Origin of the sequence: Leifsonia sp. 2TAF2, assembly GCF_052115085.1 — a bacterium.
In the GTDB taxonomy this organism is placed as follows: Bacteria; Actinomycetota; Actinomycetes; order Actinomycetales; family Microbacteriaceae; genus Leifsonia.
The window spans coordinates 333,924-350,432 of record NZ_JBFRFY010000001.1; the positions used below are offsets into that span (position 1 = coordinate 333,924).

Below are 16,509 nucleotides of genomic sequence, written 5' to 3' on the forward strand. Positions count from 1 at the left end.
GGCGACGCTCATCCTCTCCTCGTCCCCGCACCCCGCGGCTGCAGCGTTCGCCGATCTGTGCGCATCGCCCGACCGCACCCTGACGCCGACCTCCTCCACCATCGCCGTCCGTCCGGGAGAGACCGTGCTCCTTACGGGCGGGGCCTTCCTGGGCGGTGTCGACGCGCTTCCGGCAGGCGGCACGCTCTGCGTCGCTACCGGGGCGGTCCTTCAGCCGCCGTACCTGAACAACGCGGAGGGAGCGCTCCTCATCGCCCCGGGCGCGCAGGTCGCGCTCCCGTTCGTCTCCGTGGGGACGGGATTCGCGATGACGGTCGAAGGGACGGCCAGCGCCGAGGGGCTGAACATCAACGGGTCGTCACTGATCGACGTGGCGGCAGGCGGGGCGCTCGACATCGCCCAGTCGTTCTCGCCCTCGGTCGGCCAGCTGCGCAACGCGGGCTCGCTGCACGTCGGCGGCGTGATGAACGAGAACAGCGGCTTCAGCATCCTGAATTCAGGATCGATGACCGTCGACGGCGCCGCCACGGTGAACGGGCGACTGGTCAACACCGGCATCGTCCGGATCGCCGGAAGCCTCATCGTCAACGGTTCGGGCGTGGTGCAGAACGACTGCGCCCTGGCCACGACCGGCGACCTGAGCAACAACGGGCCGTCGTCGAGCAACCAGGGACTCGTGCTGGTCGGCGGACGGTTCGGCAACAACGGCACGTGGAGCCAGTCCGCGTCCGGGATGCTCGACGCCGCGACCCTCACCGTCGACGGTCAGGTCACCGGCTTCGGGATGTACCGCTTCAGTGGATCGACCAGCGTGCAGGGATCCTTCACCGGTCTCTCGGCCGCCTCGCCGATCGTGGTCGACAGTACGGCGCCTCCCGGGCAGATCTTCGACGTGCAGACCGGCACTGTCGTCAACGTCGTGCGCGGGAACGTCGCCCGGTTCACCGAACTCTCCTACCCGGCGCCGGAGTGCGCGTTGCCGCGGCCGTCGGCGGATGTCGTGGTCGGCAAGACCGGTCCGGCGACGGTCGCCGAGAACTCTGTTCTGACGTATGCGATCTCGGTCGCCAACAACGGCCCCGCATCCGCCGAAGGAGTCGTGGTCACGGACGCCCTGCCGCCCGGGCTCGTCGGCGTGAGCGCGTCCGCGGGCGGCGTCGTGGGAGCCACGACGGTGACCTGGACGCTCGGGACTCTCGCGGCCGGATCCAGCCAGACGCTCACCGTGACCGGAACCGCCGCCGCGGCCCCGGACACCACGCTCACGGACATCGCCAGCGCGACCTCCACGACGCCGGACCCCGACCCGGAGAACAATGACGGCACGTCCGAGTCGAGCCGGGCGAGCACGGTCGTCGTGCCCGTGGTCCTGCCGAACACCGGACCGACCGCCGACGACACCGCCGTGCAGGGGGTGACCGGCGCATCCATTCTCGGAACCGCGACGGCCTCCGATCCGCAACCCGGACAGGTCCTGACCTTCGATGTCGTGTCCGGTCCCTCGAGCGGACGGCTCAGGATGCTGCCGACCGGCGCCTTCGAGTATCGGAGCGGCTCGGCGTTCACCGGCGTGGACGTCGCGACGTTCCGGGTGTGCGACAACGGGACGCCGTCGTTGTGCGATGTGGGTGCGATCACGATCACGGTGTTCCCGGTCGCCAGCGATGCCGCGGCTCAGACCTTCCAGAACCAGGCGGTCCTGATCCCGCTCGTCCCCGACAACGTCACACCGGGCGCCGTCCTGGTCGGCACGCCGTCCTCGCCCCCGGGCCACGGCGTCGTCGTGCTGGACACCGCCGCAGGGACCGCTCTGTACACGCCCGATCCCGGCTTCCTCGGAGCGGACTCCTTCGGATACCGGGTGTGCTCGCCCACCGCGCCGACCGTCTGCGACGACGCCGTCGTCGCCATCACGGTCCTCCGCCTCAACCTCCCGCCGGTGATCCAGGATCTGACCATGCGGACCACGGTCCGCGTCCCGGTGCAGGACCGGTTGTCGATCGTCGACCCCGAAGGGGATCCGTTCGTGGTGGCGAGGGGCATTCCGCCGCGGAGCGGGACCGCCACCGTGGATGCGAGCGGCCTGACGACGTATACGCCGCTGAGCGTCTTCGCCGGTCGTGACCAGTACTCCGTGTTCGCCTGCGACGCGGCCGACCCCGAACTCTGCTCGACGGGCCTCGTCACCGTCGAGGTCGTGCCCCTGGCCGTCGACGACGTGGCGACGACGTCGGCGGGCACCGCGGTCACCGTGGATGTGACGGCCAACGACACCGGGTCGGTCGATGTTCCAAGCGTTGTCGCCCCTCCGGCGCACGGATCGGTGACGTTGGCAGGCCGGTCGTTCACTTACGTGCCGGCTCCGGGCTTCGCCGGAACCGACTCCTTCACCTACCGCATCTGCGCGGTGAATGCCGCCGACCTGTGCGCAGACGCGACCGTCTCTCTCACCGTCACCGCAGTTCCTGTGGCGCCGGGTCCCGGGCCGACACCTCCGGTGACCGGGGGAGGTGGCGCGGGAGGCGACGCCGCCGGCGGACCGCTAGCGGGCACCGGCTCCCAGGTGGGCGGCTGGGGGTGGATGGGCCTGGTCGCCGTGTGCGCGGGCGCCGGGGTGCTGGCCCTCCGTCGGCTGCGACCCGGCTCGCGTCGCGATCGGCCGTAGCGGCCGCCGCCCACGTGCAAGAGCCGCGACGCGGTTATATAGTTGACGCATATAAACAACTACATTTCCACGTACTCGCGCGCACTCTGACAAGGACTCCCGTGGCCCGCACCGGCATCTTCACCAAAGACCACCCGCACTACCGCTGGGTGGCGCTCTCCAACACCACCCTCGGCATGCTGATGGCGACGATCAACTCGTCGATCGTGATCATCTCCCTGCCCGCCATCTTCACGGGCGTCAAGCTCAACCCGCTCGAGCCGGGCAACGTCTCCTACCTGCTGTGGATGCTGATGGGCTACATGCTCGTCACCGCCGTGCTCGTTGTGATGTTCGGGCGGATGGGCGACCAGTTCGGCCGCGTCCGCATCTACAACCTCGGTTTCGTCATCTTCACCCTCGCCGCCATCGCGCTGTGCCTCGACCCGTTCAGCGGCGGGCCCGGCGCGCTGTGGCTGATCGTCTGGCGGTTCGTCCAGGGCGTCGGCGGAGCCATGCTGTTCGCCAACTCGACGGCGATCCTCACGGATGCGTTCCCGGCGAACAAGCGCGGCTTCGCACTCGGCCTCAACCAGGTCGCGGCGATCGCGGGAAGCTTCATCGGCCTCATCCTCGGCGGCATCCTCGCCGAGATCGACTGGCGCGCCGTGTTCTTCGTCTCCGTGCCGTTCGGCGTGATCGGCACCATCTGGTCCATCAAGTCGCTGCACGAGGTCGGCCAGAAGAACCCCGGGCGCATCGACTGGCTCGGCAACGCCACCTTCGGCATCGGCCTGATCGCGCTGCTGACCGGCATCACGTACGGCATCCAGCCCTACGGCGGCTCCTCGCAGGGTTGGGGGAACCCGTGGGTGCTCGGATCGATCATCGGGGGCATCCTGCTGCTCGTCGCCTTCGTCTTCGTCGAGCAGCGGGTGCCGTCGCCCATGTTCGACATGCGGCTGTTCCGCATCCGGGCGTTCTCCTCCGGGATCTTCGCCGGCTTCCTCGCGGCCATCGGGCGCGGCGGCCTCCAGTTCATGCTCATCATCTGGCTGCAGGGGATCTGGCTGCCGCTGCACGGCTACAGCTACGAGTCCACGCCGCTCTGGGCCGGCATCTACATGCTGCCGATCACGATCGGCTTCCTGATCGCCGGCCCGATCTCAGGGGCGCTCTCCGACCGATTCGGCTCGCGCGCGTTCGCCACCGTCGGCCTGCTGCTCGTCGCGGCAACCTTCATCGGGCTGCTGCTCATCCCGGTGAACTTCGAGTACTGGCAGTTCGCGGTGCTCACCGGGCTCAACGGCATCGGATCCGGTCTGTTCTCGTCGCCGAACCGCACGGCGATCATGAACAGCGTGCCCGCGAACGAACGCGGAGCCGCCTCCGGTATGGCCGGCGTCGCGCTCAACGCCGGGAGCTCGCTCTCGATCGGCATCTTCTTCTCCTTGATGATCGCCGGGCTGTCGGTCGCGCTGCCGTCCGCGCTGACCAACGGGCTCACCTCGCACGGCGTCCCCACGAACATCGCGGCGCAGGTGGGCAACACCCCGCCTGTCGGGAGTCTGTTCGCCGCGTTCCTCGGCTACAACCCCATCCAGAGCCTCCTCGGTCCGACCGGGATCCTCACCGCCCCGCACGTCGACGGGGCCACGCTGACGGGCAAGGAGTTCTTCCCGCAGCTGATCTCCGGTCCCTTCCACGACGGGTTGGTGGTCGTGTTCATCGCCGCCGCCATCATGAGCGTCATCGGTGCTGTTGCCTCGTTCCTCGGCGGGGCAAAGTATGTTCATGAGGAGGCCGCCGCACCCGAGCGGCAGGCCAGCGAGGAAGGCGAGGAAGTCGGTGCCCAGCGCGCATGAAGCTGACGATCGGCCGGCGGCCGGACGAGACGACGATGTCCCCGGCCGCCTGGCCCTGGCCGTCGGGCGCCTGAACCGCCGCATCCGCTCGTCCACCGGGGGGCTCAGTCACGGACAGTTGTCCGCCCTCTCCACCATCGTCCGCCGCGGGCCGATCCGGCCGAGTGAGATCGCCGCCATCGAGGTGGCGGCCGCGCCGACGATCACGCGGATCGTCGCCGAGCTCGAATCCCGGGGCCTCGTCGAGCGCATGCCCGACCCGGAGGATCGCCGCTCGCTGTTCGTCTCCGGGACGGAGGCGGGGACCGAGCTGTTGCTCGAGGCGCGCTCGGACCGCGCCCGCGCGGTCGCGGAGGTCCTCGGCGAGCTGACGCCCGAGCAGGTTGAGGCGGTGCGCGCCGCCCTGCCCGCGCTGGAGCAGGTCGCGCAGGTCGCGCCGCCGTCCCCGTCCTGAATACAGGACCGCCCTTTCCCCCGAGGTGCTCGTCCTGAATACGGGACCGCCTCCGCGTCGAGGTGCTCGTAGTTGCGCCCGACACGCCGCGTGTGCGCGCATCTACGAGCACTTCGACGGCAGGCGTGCGGCGGAGGGCGGGCGACTCAGCTGACGGCGAGCAGGGCCGCGGCGAGCACCGCGAGCACCAGGCCGACCCACTGAACCGGTGCGACCCGCTCCCGCAGCACGATCGCCGCGAGCAGGATGGTGCCGGCCGGGTAGAGCGCGACGAGCACCGACATGGTGGTCAGGTCGCCGAGCCGCAGCCCGATCAGGATGATGAGGTTGGCCGATGCGTCCAGCGCGCCACCGGCGGCGGCGATCCCTGACCCGCGCGCGTCGAGCCGCATCCCTCCCTCTGCCCGGGCCTGGCGGCGTCCCAACAGGACCAGCGTCCCGACGAGCGCCCACATGACCGCGCCGTTCACGGTCCGGTTGGCGAGGAGCGGGACGACGCCCGAATCGGCGGGAGTCTGATCGAGCACGATCAGGAAGACGCCGATCATCGCACCGGCGGCAACCGCCATCAGCAGCGCACGCCCGCTCGGTCGCACCGCGCCCTTCTCGGGCACGAATCCGACCAGCACCACCGCGACGAGCGCCAGCCCCAGCGCCAGGTAGCCGACCGTGCCGAAGCGGTCGCCGCCGAGCAGCCCCCACGTCATCGGCACGAGGGCGGACACCACCGCGGTCAGCGGCGACAGGATGCTCATCGGGCCGATCGCGAGGCAGGCGTACAAGAGCGCGACGGCCACCGTGCCGACCAGTCCGGACAGGGCTCCCCAGCCGAGCGCGGCGGCCGACCACACCCCTCCCACCAGGGGATAGGAGAGGAGCAGAAGGACAAGGCCGCTGACCGCGCCGACCGCCGTTGTTCGCAGCGGGCCGATGCGCCGGGCGGCCACCCCGCCGAGGAAGTCGGCGGAACCGTAGACGACGGCGCCCAGCAGCCCGAGGACTGCGGCGGGCATCAGCTCCCGGCCAGTCGATACGTATGAAGGACCGCGTCTGACTCGAACCGTGTCAGTTGGGCGAGCTCGAACGTCCACTTCTCGCGGTCGTCGGGGAAGATCCGCAAGCCGCCGCCGATCATCACCGGGTAGACCAGCAGCCGCAGCTCGTCGACGAGGCCCCAGACCAGTAGCGAACGGACGAGGGAGGCGCTGCCCGCGACGAGGATCGGCCCGCCGTCGCCGTCTTTCAGCGACTGCACAGAACTGCGCACGGGCGGTTCGAGCGCGGTGGCGTTCCAGACGAGTTCGCGTGGCCGCGAGGTGGCGACGTGCTTCGCCATGCCGTTCATCGCGTCCGCGAACTCCCCCTCGCGGGGAGGCCAGGCGTCGGCGAACTGCTCGTACGTGCGCCGGCCGAGGAGCAGCGACTCCGCCTCGAGCACCTCGCTCAACTTGAAGGCGCGGAGGTCGTCGGAGCTGAACGGGATGGTCCAGCCGGAGTGCCGGTGAGTGGGCTCGCCGCCGGGCGCCTCGACGACGCCGTCGAGGGTCATGAACTCTGTCACGATGAGCCGGCGCATGTGGGCGATGGTACCGGAGGGGCCGTCGCGGGTGCGCGGTTTATCCACAGATCGCGCTCGTCCGGCCGGTGGTCAGCGGCCGCCGATACGATCGAGGAATGAGCTTCACCGACGGCTGGATCCCCGACGACCGGGACGCGCCTCCTCTCGACGAGGAGCCGCCGCTGCCCGAGTTCGGCGACCCGTACGCCGGGTCACCCCGGGCGGCCGGCCCTGCGGTGGGTTCGACGGCGCAGGCACGGCCGATGGCGTCCGCACAGCCTGCGGTCACGCCCGCGCGATTCGGCACGGCTGCGGAGGCACTGAAGACGGTCTTCGGCTACGACGAATTCCGCGGCCAGCAGCAGGCGGTCATCGAGCGGGTGGCGGCCGGGGGCGATGCGGTCGTGCTCATGCCGACCGGAGCGGGCAAGAGCCTCTGCTACCAGATCCCGTCGCTGCTGCGCGAGGGCACCGGGGTCGTCGTGTCACCTCTGATCGCCCTGATGCAGGATCAGGTGGATGCGCTGACCGCGGTCGGCGTGCGCGCCGCGTTCCTCAACTCCACGCAGGATGGCGCGGCGCGGAGCGCGGTAGAGCGTGCGTACCTCGGCGGCGAGCTCGACATCCTCTACGTGGCACCCGAGCGGCTGTCGTCGGAGGCGACGAAGCGCTTCCTGGAGCGCGGGCGCGTCGCACTCTTCGCCATCGACGAGGCGCACTGCGTCTCGCAATGGGGGCACGACTTCCGTCCCGACTACCTCGCTTTGTCCGAGCTGGCCGATCGCTGGCCCGACGTCCCGCGCATTGCGCTCACGGCGACCGCGACGGAGGCGACCCACCGCGAGCTCACTGCGCGGCTGCGGTTGGAGGGCGCGGAGCACTTCGTCTCCGACTTCGATCGTCCCAACATCCAGTACCGGATCGTTCCGAAGGCCGAGCCGCGGAAGCAGCTGCTCGACTTCATCACCAGCGAGCACCCGGGCGACGCCGGAATCGTCTACGCCCTCTCGCGGGCGTCGGTGGAGAAGACGGCGGAGTTCCTCTCGGCCCGCGGTCTCACGGCGCTCCCGTACCACGCCGGACTCGAAGCGACGCAGCGCGCGGCGACGCAGTCGCGCTTCCTGCGCGAGGAGGGCGTGATCGTCGTCGCCACCATCGCGTTCGGCATGGGCATCGACAAGCCGGATGTGCGCTTCGTCGCCCACATCGACCTCCCGAAGTCGGTCGAGGGCTACTACCAGGAGACCGGCCGCGCGGGGCGTGACGGTCTGCCGTCGACCGCGTGGCTCGCCTATGGCCTGCAGGATGTGGTGCAGCAGCGGCGGATGATCGACGACTCCCCGGGCGACCTGGCACACCGGCGGCGTCTGACGCAGCACCTGGATGCGATGCTCGCGCTCTGCGAGACCGTCCAGTGCCGTCGGGTCAACCTGCTCGGCTACTTCGGTCAGGCATCCACTCCGTGCGGCAATTGCGACACCTGCCTCACGCCGCCCGAGAGCTGGGATGGCACCGTTCCGGCACAGAAGCTGCTCTCGACGGTGGTCCGACTCCAGCGCGAGCGCAATCAGCGGTTCGGTGCTGGGCACCTGGTCGACATCCTGCGCGGCAAGCGCACCCCGAGGGTCGAGCAATACGGCCACGACGGGCTTGCGACCTGGGGCATCGGCGACGACCTGAGCGAGAGCCAGTGGCGCGGGGTGGTGCGCCAGCTCATCGCGCAGGAGCTCCTGAAGCCGGAGGGCGAGTACGGCGTGCTGACGATCACGCCCGCGAGCGCCGAGGTGCTCACGGGCGGCCGGACGGTGGTGCTCCGGCGCGAGCCCGACCGGCCGGAACGGAGTCTGCGCTCGACGCGCAGCACGGCGGCGGCCGATCTGGCCGCGGCCGACCAGCCGCTCTTCGAGGCGCTGCGCAGCTGGCGAGCCGGTCAGGCCCGGGAGCAGGGCGTCCCCGCGTACATCGTCTTCGGCGATGCGACGCTGCGCGCCGTCGCCTCCGCCCGTCCGGCTTCGCTCGCCGACCTCGACGGCATCTCGGGGATCGGCGCGAAGAAGCGCGAGGCCTACGGAGAAGCGCTCCTGGGCGTCGTGGCCTCCGCCACCGCCGCCGTCTGACGCGTCCGCCTTGCTGTCGGCCTCCGGCTATCGAAGGAGATTCGGGCCTCGAACCGCCCGGATCTCCTTCAGCACTGCCAATCGAAGGAGATTCGGGACTGTTTCTCCGACGCTGGCGGCCGGACGGACGGGCGGCGATTCAGAGGCTAGTGAAGGACAATCGGCGGGTCGGCGTCCGAAACTCCATCCGCACCGCGGTGGGTCGGAGATGTGGAGCCGTTTCTCCTACGCAAGCAGGCCGTCCCGAAATGGCAAGGGGCCCGGCCGCACAGGCGACCGGGCCCCTGGTCGGACTCAGGCCGAGCGACGGCGGGCGACGCCGCGTGCCAGGAGGAGGCCGCTGCCGACCGCTCCGAGGAGGAGCGCGGCACCCAGCGGCACGGTCACATCCGATCCCGTCGAGGCGAGGCCGGCCGTCTCCCCGTTCGCGGCCGCGATCGCGGTGACCGTGAGGGCGACCGTGACCGTGGCACCGGACGTCCGTCCGAGCAGTACCAGCGCGTGTGCACCGGCGGGCACCGTCGACGGGATGGTGACCGTCGCGGTCACCGCGCCCGTCGGGCCGGCCGTCACTACGGCCAGTAGGACGGGGTCGGAGTGCAGCCAGATCTCCACCTGCTCGCCGGCGGCGAACCCGGTCGCCGAGACCGTGACCTTGCCACCGATCCCGACCGAACTCGCCGATACCTGTGCGGTCGGCGCCGCCGGCGAGCCGCCCCCACCGGTGCCCCCACCGTTGCCGCCGCCGCCGTTACCCCCGCCACCGGTGCCCCCACCGTTACCTCCCCCACCGGTGCCGCCGCCACCATTCCCACCGCCGGGAAGCACCGTGCACGCGACCGTCCCCTGGCGCAGCGCGTGCCCGCCGTCCGCGGTGTCATCCGCCCAGATCGCGGGCTTCAGTCCGTTCACGCACTCGGCCTGCGGCGCAAGCGCGAAGCCCTCATTGTTGTAGTCGGGCATCCCGCTCGGCCGCGCGAAAGCCTGCGCGACCTGGAACGTCCCGGCATTCGCGCCCGAGGCCGCGACGGTCAGGAGCTCGTGCTGTCCGTGGCAGGTGTCGTCGCAGACGGCCCAGATCGCCTGGCGCTCCGGGTCGAACTGCAGGTCCATCACTCCGGGCATTCCGGTCGAGATGGTCGCGACGCGGGTGTACGAGCCGGATGCGCCGAGCGCGTAGGCGTACACGTTCCCGTTGGCCTCGAGCCCGGCGAAGAACAGTCCGTCGCCGTGCCCGGGGTAGGTGGCGGGGTCGTAGACGTGGCCCGTCTTCTGGTCCACGAAGCCGTGGGAGGTGAGGTAGGCGTCGGGAACCCAGGTGACCGCCTCGAGCCCGAGGTTCGGGCCGACCACGGGAAGGTCCGGGGTGAGGTTCCAGTCGGCCGCAGCCGTCAGCGAGGTCCCGGGCTGTGCGGGGTCGAAGCGCAGGATGGCCGGGCGGCTGACCGTGTTCGCGGAGTTGTTGCGCTCGGTGGAGACGTAGATCCCGCCGCTCGGACCGGCGCCCGTGATGGTGACGCCCTCGGAGTCGGGGTCGCCCGTCCCGTCGGTGTAGTGCAGCGCCTTGCCGGAGGCCCAGCCGTTAGCGGTGTCCGGCGTCCACACGGTGCCGTTCCAGAGCAGGCGGTACAGCGTCCCCGGCCCGTTCTTCACGGCCCACAGCACGCCCGTCGCGGCGGTGCCGGAGGGCTCGTAGTAGAGGCCGCTCATGTTGCCGCCGAGCACGTTCGCGTCGTCGACGGTGCGGATGTCGGTGCCGCCCGGCCAGGTCCCCAGCTGGATGTCGCCCGGGCACGCATTCGGCGCGTTCTTCGTTGGAGCGCTGGTGGTCGCGAAGGCACCGGTGCCGTTCGGGCACCGGCCGTAGGTGGCGGTCGCGTGGGCCGTCCAGGCGTAGGAGTCGACCAGTGTGGTGCCGTCCGGCGCGAACAGCCGCGCCTGGTCGGCGCTCCCCAGCCCGAACAAGGCCGAGACATCGGCGGTGTAGTAGCCGCCCGCGGCAACCGAAGTACCGGCCGGGATGACGAACGCGTCGGCATCCTTGTCGTCGCGCAGGATGTACCCGCCGAGGTCGGCCGACGCGCCCCCGTTGTTGATGAGCTCGATCCAGTCGGTGGCGTCGCCGTCCGACTCCACCTCGTTGATCGTCACCTGGACGGCCGGAACGCTGCAGTCGTTGACGGCTCCCTGCGTGGAGGAGGTCGTGTTGCGGAACGCGCCGGTGCCGTCCGGGCAGCGGCCGTACGTGACGGCGGCGTGCGAGGTCCACGAGTAGGTGTCGACGAGCGTGGCGGCCGGATCGTACAGGCGGGCGGAGTCGCCGCTGCCGAGGCCGAAGCCGAGCGTGCTCTCGTCGATGACGAAGTATCCACCGGCGGGGATGATCGACCCTGCCGGTAGCGGAACACGCGTGTGGGTGTCGTCGTTGTCGAGGACCGACCAGCCGGCCAGGTCGGCAGCGGTGGCGCCGGTGTTCTTCAGCTCCACCCAGTCCGGGCCGCCGTTCGGTGCGCTCGACTCGACCTCGTTGATCACGATCGACGGGTCGGCGGCCGCGGTGACGGCGGCGGTGGCAGCGGCAGCGTCGGCGGTCGCGGCAGTCGCGGGGACGGCCGCGGCGAGGGCGGCGGTGGCGCACAGGCCGACGGCCGCGAGGGCCGCCCAGATCCGTGGACGCGCGGTCGAGTGGATGCGCAAGCGTGTTCTCCTTCGGGTGGATGCGCCGGTGCTCTGTCAGAGGACACCGAGACGAGGCTCAGCCGCAGCATCCGGCACTCGTGCGAATCGGGGGTGAACGCCGGGCGACGCGCAGGTGATCTGCCGCGGGCGACGGTTCCGCGGTCGTGAATACCGTGCCCCCTTTGCAGGCGCGCAACGGCGGCGTATCGTCCGTCGTTCCGGCGGGGGACCAGGGAATCTTTTCCGGCCGCCCGGCGTTATGACATTGAACGATTACTGCGGCGATCTCGAAGGAGGAACGGTAGATGGCACGAATGATCGAAGAGCTCGAGGATGAGACCGGCGCCGTCATCAAGTACAAGCGTCACGCGAACGGCAGGGGACTCGTCTCGCCGACCGCGCGAGTGGCCGAGTCGGCCTACATCGAGCCGACCGCGTACGTGGAGGCCGACGCGCGCGTCGGCATGGAGGCGTACATCGGCGCCGGAAGCTGGATCGACAAGCGCGCGACGGTGGGCGACCGCGCCTTCGTCGGCGCGAACGTCCACGTCGGCGCGGGATGCGTCGTCGGCAGTGGCGTGAAGATCGGCAGCGGTGTGAAGCTCGGCGAGAACGCCATGGTCGGCAACGGTGCGCGCGTCGAGCGCGACACCCAGGTGCCCGCCGGTGCGGTCATCGAGCTGCGCGGAGCGGCGGCCGCGCGCGCGGCCCTGACCACCCCGCTGCGTCCGCCACGCCCGCAGCAGCGCGACACCCGCGCTCCGCGGACCTCGCGCCGCGCGGCCTAGCGTCTGCCTCGCTGCCACCAGCGAACCGAAAGCGTCGCCCCGACCTCCGGGGCGGCGCTTTTTCGCGTTCGGCGGCTAAACCGGGCGTTGTGCGCGATGTCACGCCCGACGGCACCGTATTTGGAGGTTCCCACAAACAGAAGGTCGGGCGTCCGACCCGACCTTTGTAGGCGGCGCACCGACGTTTTCCGGTTCCGCAGGGCCGGGACGTAGCGTGGCGGCATTCCACGATTTTCGTTAGGAGAGGTCATGGTCGACACTGCCGAACGCGTCCCCAGCGCGACCCCCGCATCCACCTCCGCCGCTTCCCCCGCGTCCGCATCCACTCGCCCGACTCCGCCGACCGGTGCCGCGCCGCGTGTCGATGTGGAGGCCCTCGGTCGACAGCTGCTCGGCGACTGGGCCGAGGCTCGCCTCGCCTCGCGGGAGCTCTCCTCGCGTCCCGAGATGCAGAAGCAGGAGGGGCTGTCCGTCGCCGACCACCGCACGCGTGTGTTCGAGCAGCTGAAGCTGCTGGTGGACAACGGTCAGGTGCACCGCGCCTTCCCGAAGTCGGTGGGCGGCCAGGAGGACAACGGCGGCAACATCGCCGCGTTCGAGGAGCTGGTGGCGGCCGACCCCTCGGTGCAGATCAAGTCAGGTGTGCAGTGGGGCCTGTTCGGCTCCGCGGTGATGCACCTCGGCACCGAGCGCCACCACCAGAAGTACCTCCCTGGGATCATGTCGCTGGAGGTCCCCGGCGCTTTCGCCATGACGGAGACGGGGCACGGTTCCGACGTCGCGAGCGTCGGTACGACCGCGACGTACGACCCGGAGACGCAGGAGTTCGTCATCGACACTCCGTTCCGCGGAGCCTGGAAGGACTACCTCGGCAACGCTGCGGTCGACGCCACGGCAGCCGTCGTCTTCGCCCAACTGATCACGAAGAACGTGAACCACGGCGTCCACGCCTTCTACGTCCCCATTCGGGATGCGAACGGCGACTTCCTGCCCGGCATCGGCGGCGAGGACGACGGCCAGAAGGGCGGGCTGAACGGCATCGACAACGGCCGCCTGCACTTCACCGGCGTCCGCATCCCGCGCACCGACCTGCTCAACAAGTACGGGGATGTCGCGGAGGACGGCACCTACACCTCGCCCATCGAGAGCCCCGGCCGCCGCTTCTTCACGATGCTCGGCACGCTGGTGCAGGGTCGTGTGTCGCTCGACGGCTCCGCGGTCATCGCCTCCAAGATCGGCCTGAAGATCGCGATCACGTACGCGGACCAGCGCCGGCAGTTCACGGCGGGGAGCCCCACCGACGAGGAGGTCATCCTCGACTACCAGCGGCACCAGCGCAGGCTGCTGCCCCTGCTCGCCACCACCTACGCGGCGAGCTTCGCCCACGAGGTGTTCCTGCGCAAGTTCGACGACGTGTTCAGCGGCAGGACCGACACGGACACCGACCGGCAGGACCTCGAGACCATCGCGGCGGCGCTCAAGCCGCTCAGCACCTGGCACGCGCTCGACACGCTGCAGGAGGCGCGCGAGGCGTGCGGAGGCTCGGGCTTCCTCACCGAGAACCGGCTCACGTCGCTCCGTCAGGACCTCGACATCTGGGTCACCTTCGAGGGCGACAACAACGTGCTGCTGCAGCTGGTCGCGAAGCGTCTGCTGACCGACTACAGCCGCAAGTTCGCCAAGGCGGACGCGGGCGCCCTCGCCCGGTACGTCGTCACCCAGGCGGCCGGGAAGGCGTACCACGGGTCGGGGCTGCGGAGTGTCGCCCAGACGGTCCGCGACTTCGGGTCGACCGCACGCGCGGTCAACTGGCTGCAGGAGCCGGCGACGCAGCGCGAGCTGCTCACCGACCGGGTCGCGACGATGATCGCGCAGATCGCCGGTCGCCTCCGTCCCGCCTCGAAGCTGGGCAAGAAGGCAGCGGCCGACCTGTTCAACTCGCAGCAGAACGAGCTGATCGAGGCCGCACGGGCCCACGCCGAGCTGCTGCAGTGGGAGGCGTTCACGGATGTGCTGGAGCAGGCTCCCGACGCCGGCACGAAGCAGGTGCTCACCTGGCTGCGCGACCTGTTCGGTTTCGGCCTGATCGAGAAGCACCTCGCCTGGTACCTGATGAACGGACGCCTCTCGCCGCAGCGCGCGCAGGCCGTCGAGGCGTACATCGACCGGCTGCTCACGCGCATCCGTCCGCACGCCGTCGACCTGGTGGATGCGTTCGGCTACGGCCCGGAGCTCGTGCGGGCGAAGATCGCGTCCGGCGCGGAGGCGGAGCGTCAGGCCGAGGCCCGCGCGTACTACGCGGAGCGGCGCGCCGCCGGCACCCTCCCCGAGCAGGAGAAGTCCCAGAAGAAGCGCTAGGCCCGCTTCCTCCTCCGTCCAAGCCAACAGCTCCTGACTTTTTCGCGCATTCCGCACGGTTCCGCGCGAAAAACTCAGGAGCTGTTGGCTTGGCGGCGCTAGATCAGGCCCAGGGCGCGGACGGCGTCGCGCTCGGCCACGAGCTCGGCGACGGAGGCGTCGATGCGCTCGCGCGAGAACGCGTCGATCGGCAGGTCCGGCACGATTGCCCACGAGCCGTCTACCGAACGCACGGGGAACGACGACACCAGCCCCTCGGGCACGCCGTACGAGCCGTCCGAGACGACGCCCGCGCTGGTCCAGCGGTCCCCGGTGCCGGTGACCCAGTCGTGCACGTGGTCGATGGCGGCGCTCGCCGCGGAGGCCGCAGACGACGAGCCGCGCACCTCGATGACCTCGGCCCCGCGCTTGGCGACCCGGGGGATGTACTCCTCGGCGAGCCAGCGCTCGTCCACCAGCTCGGTGGCCGGGCGCCCATCCACCGTCGCATGCGTCAGGTCGGGATACTGGCTGGCCGAGTGGTTGCCCCACACGATGACCCCGTCGATCGAGCGCACGCGCACGTGCAGGTGACGCGCGAGCTGCGCGACGGCGCGGTTGTGGTCGAGGCGGGTCATCGCGGTGAACCGTTGCGGCGGAACGTCGGGCGCGTGCGCGGCGGCGATGAGCGCGTTGGTGTTCGCCGGGTTGCCCACGACGAGCACGCGCACATCGGATGCCGCACCCGCGTTGATCGCTTCGCCCTGCGGCCCGAAGATCGCGCCGTTGGCCTCCAGCAGATCGCTGCGTTCCATCCCCGGTCCACGCGGGCGCGCCCCCACGAGCAGCGCGACGTTGACGCCGTCGAACGCGACGCGGGCGTCGTCGGTCACGTCGATGCCGTGGAGCAGCGGGTAGGCGCCGTCCTCGAGCTCTAGCGCGGTGCCCTCGGCCGACCGCAGGCCGGCGGGGATCTCCAGCAGCCGGAGGTGGACGGGGGTGTCCCGCCCGAGCAGTTGCCCCGAGGCGATGCGGAAGAGCAGCGCGTAGCCGATCTGCCCGCCCGCCCCGGTCACAGTCACGTTCACAGGGGTGGTGGATGCGCTCACGCCGCCGAGCCTAGACCGCGCCGTCCGCCCGCGGGCCACCCCGATCGCGGCGTACGGTGTGCGGCATGACGTTCGATCCGAATGCCGACATCAGCGGCGGCCGGGTGCGCCGCCGCGGCCGCACCGCAGGAATCGCGACCGGTGGGGTGGGGCTCGGCGCCATCGCCATCTTCCTGGTCGCCCAGTTGCTGGGAGTGGACCTCACGGGCCTCGTCGGAGGACAGGACGCGGGCAGCAGCACCCAGCAGATCGGCACCGGCGACCAGGCCGTCGACTGCAAGACAGGCGCCGAGGCGAACGCCAGCGTCGACTGCCGGATGCAGGGGGCAGCGGCATCGCTGGAGACCTACTGGTCGAAGGAGCTCCCACAGCTCGGCGGAAACTACTCGTCGCCGGAGTTCGTGCTGTTCACCGATCAGACCGGCACGGCCTGCGGTTCGGCGACCAGCGCGGTCGGCCCGTTCTACTGCCCGCCCGACCGCACACTGTACGTCGACACCGGCTTCTTCGACGAGCTGCGGTCCCGGTTTGGCGCGAGCGGCGGTCCGCTCGCGGAGATGTACGTGGTGGCGCACGAGTGGGGGCACCACATCCAGAACATCGGCGGCATCATGGAGCAGCACTCGGGACGTGAGACCGGTCCGACCTCCGACAGCGTGCGCACCGAGCTGCAGGCCGACTGCTTCGCCGGCAGTTGGGCGGGGGCGGCATCAACGACCGCCGACGAGAACGGGCGGCCGTTCCTGGAGCCGATCACCGACGCGCAGATCAAGGATGCTTTGAGCGCTGCTGCGGCGGTGGGCGACGACCGCATCCAGCAGGCATCGACCGGCCGCGTCGACCCCGAAGGATGGACGCACGGATCGGCCGAGCAGCGGCAACGGTGGTTCACGACCGGGTACCGTCAGGGCGCAGGCGCGTGCGACACGTTCTCGGTCGAAGGCTCACGCCTGTGATG

General features: G+C 70.5%; 11 protein-coding genes. 7 read left to right on the top strand and 4 right to left on the bottom strand.

Annotation, left to right across the window (positions count from 1 at the left end):
- The first annotated feature begins 124 nt into the window (after positions 1–124).
- From AB4Z18_RS01625 to AB4Z18_RS01635, 3 genes are all read left to right on the top strand, one after another.
- Complete coding sequence (locus tag AB4Z18_RS01625; RefSeq protein WP_441780957.1) at positions 125–2,665, top strand: Ig-like domain-containing protein; 2,541 nt, start codon at positions 125–127, stop codon at positions 2,663–2,665.
- 101 nt (positions 2,666–2,766) lie between these two features.
- Entirely contained in the window at positions 2,767–4,509 is a 1,743-nt protein-coding gene (locus tag AB4Z18_RS01630; RefSeq protein WP_441780958.1) for an MFS transporter, read from the top strand.
- Entirely contained in the window at positions 4,493–4,963 is a 471-nt protein-coding gene (locus AB4Z18_RS01635; RefSeq protein ID WP_441780959.1) for a MarR family winged helix-turn-helix transcriptional regulator, read from the top strand. The genes AB4Z18_RS01630 and AB4Z18_RS01635 overlap by 17 nt, the downstream gene beginning before the upstream one ends.
- Positions 4,964–5,109: 146 nt before the next feature.
- Here AB4Z18_RS01635 and AB4Z18_RS01640 read toward each other — a convergent pair whose 3' ends face one another.
- A complete protein-coding gene (locus tag AB4Z18_RS01640; RefSeq protein WP_441780960.1) occupies positions 5,110–5,976 on the bottom strand; it encodes an EamA family transporter in 867 nt (288 codons plus the stop codon).
- Positions 5,976–6,539 carry a dihydrofolate reductase family protein gene (locus tag AB4Z18_RS01645; protein WP_441780961.1) on the bottom strand — a complete coding sequence of 188 codons (564 nt, stop codon included), beginning with the start codon at positions 6,537–6,539 and terminating at the stop codon, positions 5,976–5,978. Before AB4Z18_RS01645 ends, AB4Z18_RS01640 begins: the two co-directional genes overlap by 1 nt.
- A 98-nt stretch (positions 6,540–6,637) precedes the next feature.
- On the opposite strand from AB4Z18_RS01645, the gene recQ reads away from it, so the two are divergent.
- On the top strand, positions 6,638–8,638 hold the full coding sequence (gene recQ / locus AB4Z18_RS01650; protein ID WP_441780962.1) for a DNA helicase RecQ: 2,001 nt from the start codon (positions 6,638–6,640) through the stop codon (positions 8,636–8,638).
- A gap of 294 nt (positions 8,639–8,932) precedes the next feature.
- Here the strand turns inward: recQ and AB4Z18_RS01655 are convergent, their stop codons facing one another.
- Positions 8,933–11,335 carry a lamin tail domain-containing protein gene (locus AB4Z18_RS01655; protein ID WP_441780963.1) on the bottom strand — a complete coding sequence of 801 codons (2,403 nt, stop codon included), beginning with the start codon at positions 11,333–11,335 and terminating at the stop codon, positions 8,933–8,935.
- A 287-nt stretch (positions 11,336–11,622) separates the two neighbouring features.
- Here AB4Z18_RS01655 and AB4Z18_RS01660 point away from each other — a divergent pair, with 287 nt between their 5' ends.
- Entirely contained in the window at positions 11,623–12,105 is a 483-nt protein-coding gene (locus AB4Z18_RS01660) for a DapH/DapD/GlmU-related protein (protein WP_441780964.1), read from the top strand.
- Between the two features lie 249 nt (positions 12,106–12,354).
- Positions 12,355–14,463, top strand: coding sequence for an acyl-CoA dehydrogenase family protein (locus AB4Z18_RS01665; protein ID WP_441780965.1), 2,109 nt, complete (start codon positions 12,355–12,357; stop codon positions 14,461–14,463).
- Between the two features lie 98 nt (positions 14,464–14,561).
- Here AB4Z18_RS01665 and AB4Z18_RS01670 read toward each other — a convergent pair whose 3' ends face one another.
- On the bottom strand, positions 14,562–15,551 hold the full coding sequence (locus AB4Z18_RS01670) for a malate dehydrogenase (protein WP_441780966.1): 990 nt from the start codon (positions 15,549–15,551) through the stop codon (positions 14,562–14,564).
- A gap of 65 nt (positions 15,552–15,616) precedes the next feature.
- Here AB4Z18_RS01670 and ypfJ point away from each other — a divergent pair, with 65 nt between their 5' ends.
- Positions 15,617–16,507: a KPN_02809 family neutral zinc metallopeptidase gene (ypfJ, locus tag AB4Z18_RS01675; protein WP_441780967.1), complete on the top strand. Its 891-nt coding sequence runs from the start codon at positions 15,617–15,619 to the stop codon at positions 16,505–16,507.
- The last annotated feature ends 2 nt before the right edge of the window (positions 16,508–16,509 follow it).